Consider the following 16,711-nt stretch of genomic DNA (forward strand, 5'->3'; position numbering starts at 1 on the left):
TTATAAATTGAAATATATTATTCGTGATTTTTATTCTATTTTCTTACAGTAACAACACTAAAATCAGCAAATTTTCCATTTTTTGAAGTTACCCAAATTTTAGTTAGACCATTATTAACAGCTATTACTTCTCCTTTTTTATTAACTTTTGCAATTAAAGTATTTTCAGATTTCCAAACCAAATCTTCTTTTGAAAATTTTGAATTTATAATATTTGCTGATAGTTGTTGTTTTTCTCCTTTATACAACTCAACTGTATTGTCTGAAACTTCAATAATTTTAATATTATTTCCATCTTTAATTTTTCCTTTATAAAACCCACACCCTAAAGTTGCTGCCCACATTTCATTTGGCTTATGAATATTGAATTTTATATCTTCAATTTTATGTGGAATTGTAATATTTGTATTGTTCTTTGTCCAAGTTTCCCCTCTATCACGACTTATATAAACCCCTGGGTTTTTAGCCATATGCTCTACAGTTACAACTAATAAATTATTATCAAATGGAGAAATATCTATACACTGTGCTCCTGGGTACTTAAATATTTGTTGCCATTTTTTTCCAAAATCATCAGAATACCAAACTCCACTTCCACCTTGGCGAAAACCTGTAGTTATATACATTCTGTTTGTGTTATCCATACATATAAAGTTTACTCCTTTAATTGAAGATGGTGTATTTACTTTTCGCCAATTTAATCCTCTATCTGAAGTATAAAACAAACCTCCTTCAGCTTGTGGACCATGATAATTTATTGTATGTTTTTCCGCAGCTATAAAGAATGATTTATTCGATTTATCTCTTGGATCAAACTGAATATCCTTAATTCTTGCAGGACTTGGCAAACCATTATTTCTTGGAGAAAAAGTTTTTCCATAATCTTCAGAAATAAAAAAACCACCCATTTTAGCCTTTTTAGGATTCTCTATTATCGTAATACCCAAATACATATATTTAGAGTCAACTGGGTCAATAGTTAACGCATTTGAATAAAAATCATCCAACCAATTGTTTGTTGCAGGTGTGGCAACTCCGTAATTTTTCCAGTTTAAACCTCCATCAGTTGAACGGAAAATATTTTGTTTGTTTTCTTGTCTATTTGAAGTTGCATACACTGTTTTGGCATTGTATGGATCAAAAGCTATTGTACTAACTGTAGGTTGCGTGCTCCCAACGTATTTTAATGCTTGACGATTATCTGGACTGTCATCTGAAGGAATCCACAATTCGTGTTCTCCTGAACCCAATAAGGTAGTTTCAAATCGTTTGTCTTGTGCTATTGTTAACCCCGGTAAATTACTATTACCGTGACCTATAATTGCTCCTGAAGGTGTATAATCTTCATCCATTTGCTGCCATGTTACACCGTGATCTGTACTTAACATTGTACTATGGTCAGAAATCATCATTACGCTACCATCAACTCCAACATCCAAACCACGTGTTGAACGCAAGGCATAATCTTTACCAAAACGCATATGTGGTGATGAGTGACCTACCTTCATATTTTCGTGATAAGGATTTCCTCTTTCTTCCCAATAAGTTTTGTCTTTTGCCCAAGTTTCTTCATACAAACGTGCTGTATTTACCCATTTTTCACCATAGTTTGAAGTTGTCCAAATACGACCTGGCATAATAGAATTTGCAACTTGAGGATCTGCAAAACCAATATAAACAGCTCCTTCTCTACTTGGATCTGAACTAAGCATATTAAAATATTGCAGTGCTTGTGTTGGTAATTCTGGATATAATGATTTAGCTTTTTGAACTGAAATATTTAGCCATTTTGAAATGTATTTGTAATAATTTTTAGGAACTCCGCCCGTTAGTCTATTGATATCTAACCCTAAATCTCCGTTCATTTTAGTCCAAGATTCACCTTCATTAGAAGAATAAAAAATACCTCCTGAACATTTTGTTGTTTTTCCGTTTGGAATGTAATGAACCTGATCTATCAGGTATAAAATAAACTTACCTGATTCAGCATTGTAATAATAGTCCATATCCATTACAATGTTATTATCTAGTTTGTTTTCAGTTATTTGCTTCCACGTTGAACCACCATTATTTGAACGATACACTCCGTAATTTGAAGCAGCAAAAACCTGTTTTGAATTTTTAGGGTTTACAATTATCCTTCCAACTTGTGTTTTAGAGGTCAATCCAATATTAACTAGTTTCCAACTTTTTCCTGCATTTTTTGTTCTCCAAAGTTTTCCTTGAAGCTGCACTTCTTTTCCGTGAGTATTTTTAGTAGTTACATCTTTATAACTAGACAACCAATCTTGCCCTCTAACGTTTTCTCCACCACCTACAAACCATATTTCATCATCATTAGGATCTATTGCTAATGATGCTACTTTTTTTCTCCAACCATCTTTATCACTTCCATCAACGTCAGGTTTATACCAAGGACAATTCTTAACCAATTGCCAAGTTCTAGCAGTATCTTTTGACACCCACAATTCCGAAGAAGCAATTGCAATTGCAGTTTTAGGGTTACTTATAGAATATTCTAAATCTCGTAAATGGTAAAAAGAAGCATCTCCATCATAGTCTGTAATCCCATACCATTGTTTTCCATTGTTATCAGATTGATAGGCATTCCACATATCAGGACAAAGAGCAACTTTACCTGGTATAGTTGGATGGTATCTTAATAAATTTTCATAACCAGCATTTCCTGGTGCAACTTGCTCCCAGATAACTTCTTTACTTGATACAACTCGTTCTTTTTCTAATTTATTAAAAAAACTTTTTTGAGCACTTACAGAAATAGTTATTACTGAAAGAATTAAAACTAAATAGTATTTCATTTTATTATTTATTTAAAGAAGACCCAACTTCTAATTCCGTTATTATTGCTTTTGAACCGTTCGCTTTCAAAATTTCAATCTTCAAAAAACGAGCTTTGCTTTTTTCAAAAGAGATGTTTCTATATTTATTATTAGATTCCCAATTGTATTCTCCAACTTCAGTAAAAGATTCATTATCAACACTAGTATAAACTTTACATTTTGTAATATTCCCTTCTGCTAATGAAGTTTCTGGAGCTGGTTTACATCTATGATTAGGAACTATAGTTAAAACATCAATATCCTCCTTCACAGCTCCTAAATCCAATAAAATAGTTTGAGGAAAAGCGGCATCAGATTCCCAAGTGTAATAGTTTTTACCTGGAATTTTAGTTCCGTCAATCAAATAGCTGGCCTCACCACTTGTTGCTTTTATACTTTCTACTTGATACGTTTTAATAATTTGTTTTCCTTGGTTTGGTAATTCTGGACGAGAAGTATTTGGCTTCCACTTATTACCAATTTCAGAAAGTAAATCAATAAATAAAGGATCTAATAATCCATCACGGTTTGGCATACAATTCAACATAAAATTACAATACCTATCTTCACAATCTGTCAATTTATTCAAAATCACATCAACACCCTCATCTGCTTTTAAACCATTTGGTGTTTCTTCATTCCAAAACCAACCATTCCCTTTTACACTGCAATGTCCCAAAGCAGAAGCCATTGTATTATCTTCAGATGGATATGCTCCAAAAGGACCTTCAAAATATGGAATATCCATATGATAAGGCGCTTGCATATGCGTATGGTCCGTAATTAAACAATTTGGCTGTAATTTTCGTATTAATGATCTTATTTCATCATACGAAACTTCATTATGTCCCATTCGCCAAAACCATCCATCCATTACAAAATAATCAACCTTCCCATAATTACTTAACAACTCTATAATTTGACCTTTTATAAAAACCATTTTCTCATCCGTAATTTGGCCTTTATCAACTCCTTCAGTACTATCCCAAATAGAATAATACAAGCCAACACCTAATCCTTTTTCTCTAAAAGCATCCGTATATTGTTTAACAATATCTTTTTTATATGGGGTTGAAGCTACATCATAGTCTGTAAATTTACTATCCCACAAACAAAACCCTTCGTGATGTTTTGTAGTTAATAAACCAAATTTCATTCCTGCTGAAACTGCCGCATCAGCCCACTGATTACAATCTAATTTTTGTGGATTAAATGACTCTATCGGGTAATTAGCTTCTCCCCAACCGGCTCCATAAGACATAATATTGTAGCAAATAAACATTCCAAAACGTTTATTTATAAAGTCTTTTTTCGCTATTTCAATAGAACTGACTTGCTCTTCATCTTTAGTTGAACACTGAATAGTACTAATAATTAATATAGCAACTAAGCCAATTGTTAAAGTAGATTTTAAATTGTAAAAACTCATAGTTTAATTTCTTTCAGAGAAAAATATTGAACGCCCGTTTTTTAATACTTTTTTAGTTCCTTTTAAATCTAAATCGCTCTTTAAACGAATATCTGTTGACGAAGCGCCAACCAAAAATTCAAAATTTTCAGGTTCTATTACCCATTCATCATTTTTATACTGCACAAATTGTTGTGGAGAAACTTTAAACGTTACTGTTTTCTCTTCTCCTGCTTTTAAAGCAACTCTTTCAAAACCTTCCAATTGAATTTTATTTAATGTTGAAGTCTCACTTTTTGGAGAAACATACAACTGTACAATTTCAGTTCCATTAACTTTCCCTACATTTTTCACTTTAAACGATAATGGAATTCTCTCATCATTTACATTTGCTGAAGTTCCCATTACTAAATCACTATACTCGTAATTTGTATATGACAATCCAAACCCAAATGGATATTGAGGCTTGTTTTCTTTCGTATAACCATTCTTGTAATTAATCTCTTGTTTATCTTCTGTACTTGGATACGTAACACATAATTTTGCCGATGGGTTTACATTACCAACCAAAATATCTGCAATAGCATTTCCACCTTCTTCTCCAGGAAACCAAGCTTGTACAATTGCAGCACATTTATCTTCAAACTTGCTAACCAATTGTTGTCTTCCTCCCATAATAACTAAAACCACAGGTTTACCCGTTGCTATTAATTTCTCTACAAAAGCTTCTTGCTCACCCGGAAGTCTTATTCCTTTTCGTTTTCTACCTTCACCAACTAAATAAATATTTTCACCTACTGCTGCAATAATTACATCGCTCTCTTTTGATATTTTTAATGCATTTTCTAAATCAGGTTGGGCTACACCTTTTATACTCATCATTTTTAATTTACTCAATCTATCATCCCCCATTTCTGGTTGAATAACAGATTCTAATGCTGCACTCCAATCACAACCTCTTTCGTGTTGAATAGTAACATCATCACCTAATTTAGCTTCTAAACCTTCACTTAAAGGAACTAATTTTGGGTTGTTAGCATCAAACGGTGTACTCCACCAAAAAGAAATCATAGATTGGTAGGTATAATCTCCTAACATTCCGTAAACACTTGCTGCATTTGGCCCAACCAATGCCACTTTTTTAATATCTTTTTTCAACGGTAAAATTCCGTTATTCTTCAATAAAACTATTGACTGGCAAGCAGATTCATATGCTAATTCTCTATTAACAGGTGGATCGAAATCTAGATCTCCATCAACACCAATTTGAGGATTTTCATCTAACAACCCCAATCTTGCCTTCATAATTAAAGAACGTCTAACAGCATCATCAACCTTTGCCATTGTAGTTAAACCTTTTTCAATTGCTTCTGGCAATAGCGGAAAACATTGTCCATTTGAAAGTTCAATATCCGTTCCTGCATTTAAAGCCATTGCTCCAGCTTCTACCATAGATTTTGCTTGTTTATGCCCTTTATATGTTAATCTTATAGATCCGTAATCACTTACTACAACACCATTAAACCCAACTTTATCACGTAAAATACTAGTTAACATTTCTTTATTTGCAACTACAGCCATTCCTTTATATTTTCCGTAAGACGGCATTACACTTTTAACACCTCCTAATTTAATTACCACTTCGTGAGGCTTTAAATATTCTTCGTACAATTCTTTAGGACTATTGTTTTGTGCTCCATAACCTGCAAAATGCTTTGTTGTACAAGCTACACCATTACTTAAATCATTACTTTGTAAACCTTTAACAAAAGCCAAACCTAAAGCAGATGTTAAATAAGAATCTTCACCATAACTTTCCTCTATACGTTCCCAATGTGCAGTTCTACTTATATCTAACATTGGAGAAAGCGCATAAGTTGCTCCAGCTGCTCTCATATTTAAACGTGTAGTATTTGTGTTTTTTGAAATTAATTCTTCATTCCAAGAACATCCCATTCCTATTTGTTGGGGAAAGGTAGTAGCTCCTTGCGTTGCAAAACCTGTAATTGCTTCTTCATGAAAAATTGCAGGAATTTTAGAGTTGGTTTCTGTCATTAAATAATTTTGAACAGAACGTACAAAATCTCTTAACTCTTCAGGCTCCATAGTTAAACCTGATGAAAACTGGCTAAAATGCCCAATTCCGTTTGGTATTTTTTCTCTACATTTTTCTAAAGATATTTTTCCATCTTTCATTATTTCCATTGGTCTAATCCCTTGAATTTGAGCCAACTTTTCATCCATTGACATTTTACCCATTATGGATTCAACTTTTGCATCAATTTCTGATGTTGAAAAAGGAGTAACTAATTGAGTTTGTTGCTCTGTTTTTTTTGTTGAACAAGAAAAAACAACTAGCAGAAAAAAGGAGATTGAAAGAATTCTCATAAATACTATAATTTGATAAGTTTATTGGATGTTGATAAAAACCCTATCAAATATAAAAATTATTAAAGTTTCATTTAAACTATTTTTTCAATTAGTCTATAATACAAGGTTAAAAACCCAATTGAACAACAGTTCAACCCAAAAGTTCTATTTTCAACAACAAAAGCTATGATTATTTTATGATAAAAAATGGTTTACTCTAGTTTTTTTGATCAATTTATTTTTAAAACCTTCTTTAATATTTTTTGTTAAACAATTGTTAACAGTGTCACATTTAGCGAATATGATAGTCTTTTATATAACTGAAACTAATAAAAATAACTTAAAACTACTTATCATGAAAAAATTTAAATTAATGACTTTAGCCATATTAATTGGAACTTCAAGTTTATTCGCAATGACTTCAAATCCAGATTTAGTAAAAAAAGAAATTAGAACAGAAATTATTAATTTATTAAAAACTCCAGATTTTCAAGTTGATAAAGAAATTAATATTTTAATGACATTTACTTTTAGTTCAGAAGGAAAAATAATAGTTTTAGATGTAAATACTAAAAACAATGATGTGCTAAATTATATTAGAAAAAACATCAATCACAAAAAAATAAATAACGCAAGTATAACTGGTAAAAAATATATTATGCCTTTAAAATTAAAAGCTTCATAATATAATATTTGAAATAATAAAAAAGCTCAAACTAATAAGTTTGAGCTTTTTTTTGATAGCAAAAAACGCTATCTATTAATAGACAATATTTTTCAATTTTAGTATAATTCCTCGTAATATTGAGTAGCCATTCTAGCGCTTGTAAATTCAGGAATTGTATCATCTATACCTTTAAAAACAATTTCCTGCCATTTTTTAGGCTTATCGTAATAAGTTGGTAAAACCTTATTTTCTAGAATGTCGTATAAGTTTGCACAATCTTTTTCGTCTTGTTCCCAAACAGGTAATTTGTAATCTACTTCTGGAAGTACAAAACAATTTTCTCCATTTTTTTCAAATTCAGGAATCCAACCATCATTAATAGATACATTTACTGAACCATTAAATGCAGCTGTCATACCACTTGTTCCTGAAGCTTCACGAGTAATTCTTGGTGTGTTTAACCAAATATCTGATCCACATTTTAATTTTCTTGATAAATCCATTTCATACCCTACTAAAACTGCTAAATTTTTAGAGTTTTTAGAGAAATTTACTAAATGATTAAAAACCTCAATAGCTTGATAATCTTTAGGATATGGTTTTCCAGCCCATATAATTTGTACTGGATATTTTTCGTTTGACAATAATTTTTCAAAACGCTTTAAATCATATAAGAACATATCAGCTCTTTTATACCCTGCAAAACGTCTTGCCCAAACTAAAGTTATTACATTTGGATCAAATATTTTTTTAGTTTGATTTAAAACTTCACTAAACAATTCTTGTTTAAGTACAGTTTTTCTCTCTCTAAATTTCTTTGCACTTTTCTTTTTCCAAGCTTTTTTAATTTCTTCATCTTGCCAGAAAGATTGGTTTTGCGCATTTGTGATAGGAATAATTTCACTAATACCTTCATAACCTTTCCACATATCATTAGAAACTATGGCATGCAATTTAGATACAGCATTTGCTTTTTTAGCCATACGCAACGCAGAAACGGTATAGTTTATAAGACCATCGTTCACCATTTCTTTTCTTAATTCATCTTCTGAATAATTTCTTCCAAAAAACCCACATCTATTTAAAAGACGACCATCATGTTCTTCATTTCCAGCCTTTTCAGGTGTATGAGTTGTAAAAACCATTTGATCTTTTGTTACTCCTTTATCTCTTAAATAATAAAATGCAGGTAAAGCGTGACCTTCGTTTAAATGGTAAACATCAGCATCTCCTAAAGCTTCAACAACTTTAGCTCCACCAACACCTAAAATAATACTTTGAGAAATTCTAGTAAGTTCATTAGAATCATATAAATGATTTGTAATTGTTTTAGATAAGTGGTCATTTCCCTCTACATCAGTACTTAGCAAATACATTGGCACACAACCAAATATTTCAGGTTTTAAAATATATACTTTTACTTTAACACCTGGGTTATCGTGTATTGGAACTTCTACTTCAATTCCTGTATCTTCTAAAAAATTATATGTTTTCTCAATATAATCAGCACGTAAAGTTTGATCTTCATTTCTTGCTTGGTCATAGTATCCGTATTTCCAAAGCATTCCAATACCAATCATATTTTGCTTTAATTCAAATGCAGAACGCATATGAGAACCTGCTAAAAACCCTAATCCTCCCGAATAAATTTTCAAAGCTTGGTGAATTCCAAATTCCATACTAAAGTATGCAACTTTTTTATCAAACTTTTTGTTAATTTTATACGGATGATGCCATTTACTGTATATATTCTCCATTTAATTTTGGATGTTTTAAAATTTATGCCAAATTTAGTTTTTTACCCACTCTAAAATATATTCTATATTAACATATTACGATTTACAAATAACTAAAAAATGTGATTAAACTCCTTTTAATGTGAAAATAGAACAATTAATTAGTGCTATTTAATTCAAATATAATTTTTAGAAATATCTATTTCTGAAGCAGAATATACATAGCTTCTGCAAATTTTTCACCAAAATCAATATAGCCTTCGCTATTATAATGCCATTTATCTGTATAATTATAATTTTTTGTTGATCTAATTATTGCCGCATTTGTATCTGTTTTTGCATATTTTTCCTGTGCGTATTGAATTAGCTCTCCACAATTCCAAACTTTACCTTGTTCATTATTTCCTGAATCTGAAATTTTACCAATTACAACTGGTAAATCATCAATTCTTAATGAAGCTCTTATTAACCCCATAAGCCGAACTAAATTACCATAATATTCATTGGCTATTTCTTCATTTTTAGCATCGCTTTCGCCTTGCATCCAAACAATTCCTGATGGCAATAAATAATCTTCTTTTCCATCATTATTAATGTCTTTTACACTAAAAGCTGTATTAATTGTTTTTAAATAATAATCATATTGATTTCCTCCTACACCTATATAATCGGGATCCCACGTTTTACCTTTTGAACCTTTTAAATGAATAGATGAACCTCCTCTTGAATATTTAATAATTGCTATTTTTTGATTTGGATATAATTCTTGCATTTTTTTAGAAAATGATAATTCTACTCCAAAACGATCAGAAAGTTTGTTGTTCTTTCCATCTGAAGAAAAACGAACTCCATGACCTGGTTTTAAAACTTCCCACTTCCCTAGGCCTCCATTTGGCTGGGCATCATCTACAGGGTTTCCGTGAAAAATATAAACATCTTTCATTGCTTTTTGTTGCGATTTTGAAAGGTCTTTATTATACCCATGACCATCCATATTGGATTGACCTCCTAAGTAAAAAACTCTTATGGTATCTAATTTTGTGCTTTGACTAATTCCAACTAACGGAACTATTAAAAACATTACTATTACTAATTTAAATCTCATCTTAAAATTATTTTATTTTACTAACGGAAAAATTGTCATACGTAAATAAGTACTTCCAAGAGGAACCAATTCAATTGTTTCTTCAACAGAACCTAGTTCTATGTTATTTGGATAAACAGATAAATGCTTTGTACCTTCTAATTTCCAATTTTTTACTTTTACAGCCTTCACCTTTAATTTTGTTTGAGCATTATTTGTATACCAAGGATAATTGGAATTTTCACTTTTAGAAACTTCAATTGAATTTTCTAAATTATTCTCATCTAATTTTAATGCATAATTCCAATCGCTTTGCGGATACATAAATTTATTTGGAAATTCACTCGCTAAGGAATTTCCAATAAAACTGAAATTTATTTCTTTAGATTTAACAGGGAGCGAATACACTAAAGGGCCTCTTTCAATAGCCACTCCATCATTATTTTCACCCCATTGTGTAGCTTTTAAATGCATTGGAAGATTTAACTCAACAATATCATTGTTTTTAAAATTTCGTTCCAATTTCACAAATCCTTTTTCAATAGTAAACTTTTTTAGCTGTTTTCCGTTTACCAGAATTTTTGGATTTGCACACCAAGCCGGAATCCTTAAATAAAACGGAAACTTTACTTTATTTTCTAATTTTAAGGTGAATTTAATGTCTTCTGAAAAAGGATAATTTGTTTCTTCTACTATTTGAATTGCTTTATTATTAATTGTAGTGCTTATTGTTGAGGCTCCATACAAAGCGGCTACAACACCTCCTGTTTCAGTATCATTTAACCACATTCTACCTGCATAAACCGGCATCATTCTTTCAATATTCCCTGTACAGCATTCAGTATCGTGACCCGTTTTGTAACTCATTCTACCAAGTGCCATTCCTCCCCAATTCAGGTCAATGTTAAACTGACTAGTTTCATCAGCAGCTACTGGTTGATTTGGTGCTGAATAATATTGATGTGCTTTAAAATCTTTATCCAAAGCTCCTAACCCTGCATTAAAAATTGAGCGTTCAATAATATCTGCCCATTTCCCATCTCTTGTAGCCATTAATAAATATCCAGATGACCAACTTAAATCAATAATATCACAAGTTTCGTGAGCCATAGCAACTCCTTTTCCGCTTAAATGCTCAACAGAACTTGGGCAACCATCAACAAGCATATGATGCTTTTTTAACTTATCTAACCCATTAATAGACGCTTTTAAATATTCATCATTCCCCGTATGCATATATAAAATAGCAGGAATTTTAACCTGTTCACAAAATGAAACTCCGTGACCACTTGGGATTTTATCAGACAATAAACTACTTAATACTTTTGAAGGTTTTTTATCCATTTTTTCGTTACCATATTCACCTCCTTGATTAGTGCCAAGATTATTATTAAAGCTATTTTTAGCTAGCTGTAATAATCGTTTGTCATTTGTTTGTTGATACAACCACAAAATTTGTTCAATACTTAACAAGCCTCTACCTTCATTAAATAATCTTTTCTTCTGAAGAAAATGCGCAGTTAACTTATCTAATATCTTAGGGTTTTTAGTTACATTATATTCAGCCATTATAGCTCTAAAAAAAACCGTTCTACTCCAATCATCAGTATCATTAAACCCAATAATCCCTTCATTATTTACATTAGAAAGTGTGAAATTGATATTCTTCTCTGCCTTTTTAATTAGTAAAGAATCATTTACTAAATAACCAGCTCTTAAGATACCATCAACATAATAGCCAGTTTGTTCATAAGGCCACCACTCCATCCCTGGATGACCTTCTGGAATACGTATATCTTCCATCCACATTTTTGTATTAAATGGATATCCAGAAATTGACGGGTTTCCTCCTAAACCTTTTGCTTGTTTTTGTAAAAACTCTTGAATCCACCCTTGTGGTGAAATACTAGTTAATGGGAACTCAGAACATTTTGCATATTCCTGAGCTGTACTAAATTGAACTGTTAAAAGAAATAAACTGAATGCGATAAATAGCTTTTTCATTATTGAGTATTAGTTTAGTTGAAATTCAAATTTATAACTAAACATTTTAATTAAATTATCAAATGACTTAGAAACTATCATAAATGTTTTTTTATTAAAAATATTCAACATTTAAACATAAAAAAACTCTAAAAAGCATCTTTTAAAATACCTTTTAGAGCTCAAACTCTAACCAAACTTAATTTATTTAATGCTTTTTCTTCTTCTTTTTCTTAACCCAACTTTTTTCTTTCTTTTTAGGTAAAACTGCTCCAGGCTCTAATGGTCCATTAGGTGCCGTCGCGAACAAATCAAACCTTGGTAATATTTTGGTCAATTCATTTTTTTCCTTTTTAAGATCTTCGGAAACTGTTTTCCAATCTTTAATTTGATTAAAACTTATTAAATCTGAAGGTGTTTCACTTACATCAAACCATTTGTTAGTTCCATCTTTCAAAACCTTTTTACCTCTAATTAATTGCGTACCTGATTTGTAAGCATAAATCCATTTTCTATGCTCTTTTTTATCTGTTGTTAAATAAGGCCAAAAGCTTTCACCATTAATTTCATAATCTTCAGGAATTTCAACTCCAACAATTTCAGTAATAGTTGGTAACACATCTGAAATATTTAACAGAATATCTTGTTCTCCTTTTTTTGTGAAATTAAATCCAGGTGCATATACAATAAATGGTACGTGCACTCCTTTTTGAACCGCATTGCTATTTTTACCATAGCCGCTAGTACCATTATCCGCACAGAAAACAAGAATAGTATTATCTTCAATTTTAAGTTCTTTCATTTTTTCCAAATACAAAGAAACTTGGTAATCTAAATAATTTAAATGATTGTGTATTCCTGGTTTTGTAACTGTACCGTTTAAATTGTACTTACCATTACTACCCTTTATTTTTGGATCTGTTCTCTTATACTTTCCGTTTTTATAAGTTACAATAGGTGTACCTGGCCATTTGTTTTTTTCCGTAGGATTTAAAAAATCGAAAGCATCGTGACCTAAATGTGATGTATGATATAAAAAGAAAGGTTCGTCTTTTTTCACTTTTCTTTCCATAAAATCAAATGCAAAATCTAATTCTACATCTGGTCCAAATGTATTTACACCGTATTCTTTTTTAGATTTTGCTGTATTTGGCCACCATTCATATTTTTTTGATGAAGTAGGATGATTCATTAACATTACGTGAGGTTTCCAATACCAACTAGATTGCGGATACATTACAACTTCTTTTCCACTATCTTTATTTATAACAAACTTTTTACCATCTTTTTTAACTTGCTCTACTTCAAAATTTGTATAAGGATTTACTCCTGCCAAAGTTGTACTTCCCGCTGTAAAAACCCCTTCTTCAAATCCATATTGATCTAAATCATCATTTCTCATTTGCGTTTTTCCAACCCAAAAAGTTTTATAACCACCTTCTTGAGCAATATGCCCAATTAATTTTGGAGAACTTTTAAATAAAGGAAATGTTGCTGTTTTCTTTTTTCCTACTGAATATCTTCCAATATCACTATTTGCCCACCATTTATGAATATGTGCATATCTACCAGTCATCATCATTGCTCTACTTGGCGAACATACAACTGCCGCCCAAGCTGTTTTTATATACACACCTTCATTTGCTAAATTATCTAAAACTGGTGTTTTAGCTCTAAACTGCATATCTTGAGTGTTTCCTCCTTCTGGCGGACTCCAAGTATCTGATTTATAAATTGGTAATTCACGTGCGCTAATATCATCTGCATAAATTAAAATGATATTTGGTTTTTTATTTTTTTGCGCTAAAACCGAAAAAGAAATAGCAAATATTAAAATGAACTGAATGTACTTAAACATAGTTTTATAAATTTATTAATTGTTTAATTCTCTATTTAATTTATTGGTATTATATTTTTTGGAATATTAATTTTTTTATCATCGGCTCCTAATGCAAAGTCAGATTTATTATAATCATTTTGTTTCGCCCAATTACTTTCAATTCTTCTATCTCCTAAAGTTATATTTCCAGTTTTTTGACGAAACCAATCTGCTAATTTTTTATATCCTTTATCATTAGCAACATTGTTTCTTTCCTTTGGATCTAAACGTAAATCATACAATGCCATTTCAACATCATCTCTTGGAGCCTCTACCCCCCATTTTATTGCTACATTTGGTTTTTGCTTGTTACTTGCTTTCTGATTACTTTCTCTATTTCGCATTGAAAAAGAAAAATCTTTAGTTCTTAAATAAGCTCTAGGACCAACTACATGGTTAAATTCACCTAACACATAATCTCTTTTTAATTTTTTATTTGTTAATACTTCAGCTAAATCATAACCATCTAAAAAATCAAATTCTGGTTTAGACAAATCCGCTCCACCGGCAGCAATAATTGTTGGCATAATATCTACATATTCTGTAAATCCTTCATAAACTATTCCTGCTTTAAACTTCTTTTTATCTGATGAAACTATAATTGCTGTAGTATGATTTGTTAGTTCCCAAGGTGAAAACTTAGCTTCAATTCCTTGTTCTCCTAATTGCCAACCGTGATCTCCACACACATAAAATATTAAATACTCTTGGTTATTTTTTTTACTATACGATTTAAACTCCTTGATAGCCATTCCTATTTGAACATCTCCATAAGCACAAAACGCATAGTAATCTCTAATAGCTTGTTGTTTCTCTTCATAAGTCAAATCATCAATTTTCATTTTATCGTACAACTTCTTCAATTGAAGTGGTAACTTATCTACTTCCTTTTTATCAAACTCTGGAATTTTATACGTCTTTCCTTTAAAACGATCTCTAAATTCTTTAGGTGGCATAACTGGTGTATGCGGAAAATGATAACTTAAACTAGTGAAAATTGGCTTTTTAGTATCAGCTCCATTCATCTTTTTCCCAACAGGAGAATTATAAGTTGCTCCTTTATTTTTTAAATAATCTAAAAATTCTCTTGTTATATTACCGTCTAGTGTTTTATTTGGAGGCATTGAGTTTACCCCTCCAATTATCAATTCAGGATTACTACGTGTGTATGCATAAAGAATATCTAATTCTTTTTCAATACTAGCTTTTATTTTTTTATCATTTAAAGATAATTTCTCTCCTCTTGGAAATGATTTATGCTCTCCATTCGGATAATAAAAATTTACACTTGAGCCTAGTTTTGTATACTTTCCATTTACTGGTCCCCATTCGGTATTATTATCCCAATCTGTTGTATTTTTATTTTTTCTCAACTCAGTTGAATTCACATATTGCTGATAAAAATTTGTTTCACCTTTTATCGATTTTGGTGTCCAATTAAAAATGTAGTATCCTTTTTTACCAAACATTGCTGTTTGATAACCATTATCAGCCATTACTTCAGGCATTGTTTTATTAAAAAAATCAGTTTGATTGTGTGTTTTTTCAAAACCATAAATTCCAGAATGATGTGGATATTTACCCGTAATAATACTCCCTCTTGAAGGTGCACAAGCTGGTGAATTACAATAAAACTCTGTAAATACTGTACCTTCTTTTGCTAAAGCATCTAGGTTTGGAGACTCAACATATCCCAATGCACTCTCTTTGTTACCTGTTGTAATTTCATTAAAATAACCATTAGAATCCATCCTTTGATCATCAGTCATAATCCAAAGAATGTTAGGTTTATTTTCTTGTGCTGTTAATTTTAAACTAACAACTAAAAGGATAATTAATTTTAATATATTCTTCATAAATATTTCATTACTGTATATTCTAATCAAAGGATTACAATTACAATACCAAAAAAACAAAATTAAAATGAAGAACCTATATTCATATGTTTTAAATGATAAGACAAATGTCCTATTAAATTAGTGGAGATATTATGTTTTAAAAATGAGCTGTGTATATAAAAAGTATAATCAGATATTAATCGTTAACCATTAAATATGAAGCATTTAAAACTTTAACTAGATTTAATATGTTTAACAAACTTGGCAATTCTTGACTCAACTTCAGCCAAATCAATAGGACAATTATCAGGTTCTTGAAGCACACTAGCAATCCCAATTCCCATTGCTCCTGCATTAAACCAATCTTGAACACTATCCAATTCTATTCCTCCTACAGCAAATAATTTCACTTTATCCAACGGAGCTTTAATAGATTTAAAATAAGGTACACCCATAATATCAGCTGGAAAAAGTTTTACAAAATCAGCCCCAGCTTCGGATGCTGTGCAAACTTCTGTAGGTGTTAAAGCCCCCATTAAAATTGGAATATTATTGTTATGAGCAATTTTAATTAATGAAATATCTGTATTTGGAGTTACTATAAATTGTGCACCTGCGTTAATCGCTTTTTTAGCAATTTCTTTATTTATAACAGTACCTGCGCCTATCAACACATCTGGAAATAATTTTCTAGCCTTAGTTATTTCTTCTTCAAAATTTGGGGTATTTGAAGTGATTTCCATAACCTTCACCCCTACATCAATTAGGCTTTTTAAAACCATTGACGCTTGTTTACTATCTTTCAATCTTGTAACAAGAACTAGCTTTTCTGCTTCAATAATTTTTACAATATCTTTTCTTTCCATTAATTGTGAGTTCTAAACAATAAACATAACAAATAATTTT

10 protein-coding genes are annotated in these 16,711 nt (G+C 30.8%); 1 reads left to right on the forward strand and 9 read right to left on the reverse strand.

Annotated features, from left to right (window positions below; all coding sequences use genetic code 11):
* Positions 1–35: 35 nt before the first annotated feature.
* Genes DAD81_RS10720 through DAD81_RS10730 form a run of 3 tightly spaced genes read right to left on the reverse strand, consistent with a single transcriptional unit; the run spans position 36 to position 6,636 of the window.
* The gene (locus DAD81_RS10720; protein WP_111708255.1) at positions 36–2,819 is read right to left on the reverse strand and encodes a VPS10 domain-containing protein; all 2,784 of its coding nucleotides are present in this window, start codon (positions 2,817–2,819) and stop codon (positions 36–38) included.
* 4 nt (positions 2,820–2,823) lie between these two features.
* Entirely contained in the window at positions 2,824–4,269 is a 1,446-nt protein-coding gene (locus DAD81_RS10725; RefSeq protein ID WP_111708256.1) for an alpha-L-fucosidase, read from the reverse strand.
* 3 nt (positions 4,270–4,272) lie between these two features.
* Entirely contained in the window at positions 4,273–6,636 is a 2,364-nt protein-coding gene (locus tag DAD81_RS10730; RefSeq protein WP_111708257.1) for a glycoside hydrolase family 3 N-terminal domain-containing protein, read from the reverse strand.
* A gap of 337 nt (positions 6,637–6,973) precedes the next feature.
* On the opposite strand from DAD81_RS10730, the gene DAD81_RS10735 reads away from it, so the two are divergent.
* Positions 6,974–7,303 (forward strand): hypothetical protein, encoded by a 330-nt coding sequence (locus DAD81_RS10735; RefSeq protein WP_157961116.1) that lies wholly within the window; start codon positions 6,974–6,976, stop codon positions 7,301–7,303.
* Between the two features lie 98 nt (positions 7,304–7,401).
* On the opposite strand, the gene glgP is transcribed toward DAD81_RS10735, so the two are convergent.
* The 6 genes from glgP to DAD81_RS10765 form a co-directional block, all read right to left on the reverse strand.
* Complete coding sequence (gene glgP, locus DAD81_RS10740; protein WP_111708259.1) at positions 7,402–9,042, reverse strand: alpha-glucan family phosphorylase; 1,641 nt, start codon at positions 9,040–9,042, stop codon at positions 7,402–7,404.
* Positions 9,043–9,220: 178 nt separating this feature from the next.
* The gene (locus DAD81_RS10745) at positions 9,221–10,126 is read right to left on the reverse strand and encodes a sialate O-acetylesterase (protein ID WP_111708260.1); all 906 of its coding nucleotides are present in this window, start codon (positions 10,124–10,126) and stop codon (positions 9,221–9,223) included.
* Between the two features lie 12 nt (positions 10,127–10,138).
* Positions 10,139–12,109 (reverse strand): beta-L-arabinofuranosidase domain-containing protein, encoded by a 1,971-nt coding sequence (locus tag DAD81_RS10750; protein ID WP_111708261.1) that lies wholly within the window; start codon positions 12,107–12,109, stop codon positions 10,139–10,141.
* Positions 12,110–12,296: 187 nt separating this feature from the next.
* Complete coding sequence (locus DAD81_RS10755; RefSeq protein WP_111708262.1) at positions 12,297–13,946, reverse strand: sulfatase-like hydrolase/transferase; 1,650 nt, start codon at positions 13,944–13,946, stop codon at positions 12,297–12,299.
* A 35-nt stretch (positions 13,947–13,981) separates the two neighbouring features.
* Positions 13,982–15,823 (reverse strand): sulfatase-like hydrolase/transferase, encoded by a 1,842-nt coding sequence (locus tag DAD81_RS10760; protein WP_179950048.1) that lies wholly within the window; start codon positions 15,821–15,823, stop codon positions 13,982–13,984.
* Between the two features lie 215 nt (positions 15,824–16,038).
* Positions 16,039–16,671: a bifunctional 4-hydroxy-2-oxoglutarate aldolase/2-dehydro-3-deoxy-phosphogluconate aldolase gene (locus tag DAD81_RS10765; protein WP_111708263.1), complete on the reverse strand. Its 633-nt coding sequence runs from the start codon at positions 16,669–16,671 to the stop codon at positions 16,039–16,041.
* Positions 16,672–16,711: the final 40 nt, after the last annotated feature.

This window comes from Lutibacter citreus, from assembly GCF_003260195.1.
Taxonomy (GTDB): Bacteria; Bacteroidota; Bacteroidia; order Flavobacteriales; family Flavobacteriaceae; genus Lutibacter; species Lutibacter citreus.

Bases quoted from the DNA above. Each gene is read 5' to 3' on its own strand.
- DAD81_RS10720 (WP_111708255.1), bottom strand. From the start codon at position 2,819: ATGAAATACTATTTAGTTTTAATTCTTTCAGTAATAACTATTTCTGTA.
- DAD81_RS10725 (WP_111708256.1), bottom strand. From the start codon at position 4,269: ATGAGTTTTTACAATTTAAAATCTACTTTAACAATTGGCTTAGTTGCT.
- DAD81_RS10730 (WP_111708257.1), bottom strand. From the start codon at position 6,636: ATGAGAATTCTTTCAATCTCCTTTTTTCTGCTAGTTGTTTTTTCTTGT.
- DAD81_RS10735 (WP_157961116.1), top strand. From the start codon at position 6,974: ATGAAAAAATTTAAATTAATGACTTTAGCCATATTAATTGGAACTTCA.
- glgP (WP_111708259.1), bottom strand. From the start codon at position 9,042: ATGGAGAATATATACAGTAAATGGCATCATCCGTATAAAATTAACAAA.
- DAD81_RS10745 (WP_111708260.1), bottom strand. From the start codon at position 10,126: ATGAGATTTAAATTAGTAATAGTAATGTTTTTAATAGTTCCGTTAGTT.
- DAD81_RS10750 (WP_111708261.1), bottom strand. From the start codon at position 12,109: ATGAAAAAGCTATTTATCGCATTCAGTTTATTTCTTTTAACAGTTCAA.
- DAD81_RS10755 (WP_111708262.1), bottom strand. From the start codon at position 13,946: ATGTTTAAGTACATTCAGTTCATTTTAATATTTGCTATTTCTTTTTCG.
- DAD81_RS10760 (WP_179950048.1), bottom strand. From the start codon at position 15,823: ATGAAGAATATATTAAAATTAATTATCCTTTTAGTTGTTAGTTTAAAA.
- DAD81_RS10765 (WP_111708263.1), bottom strand. From the start codon at position 16,671: ATGGAAAGAAAAGATATTGTAAAAATTATTGAAGCAGAAAAGCTAGTT.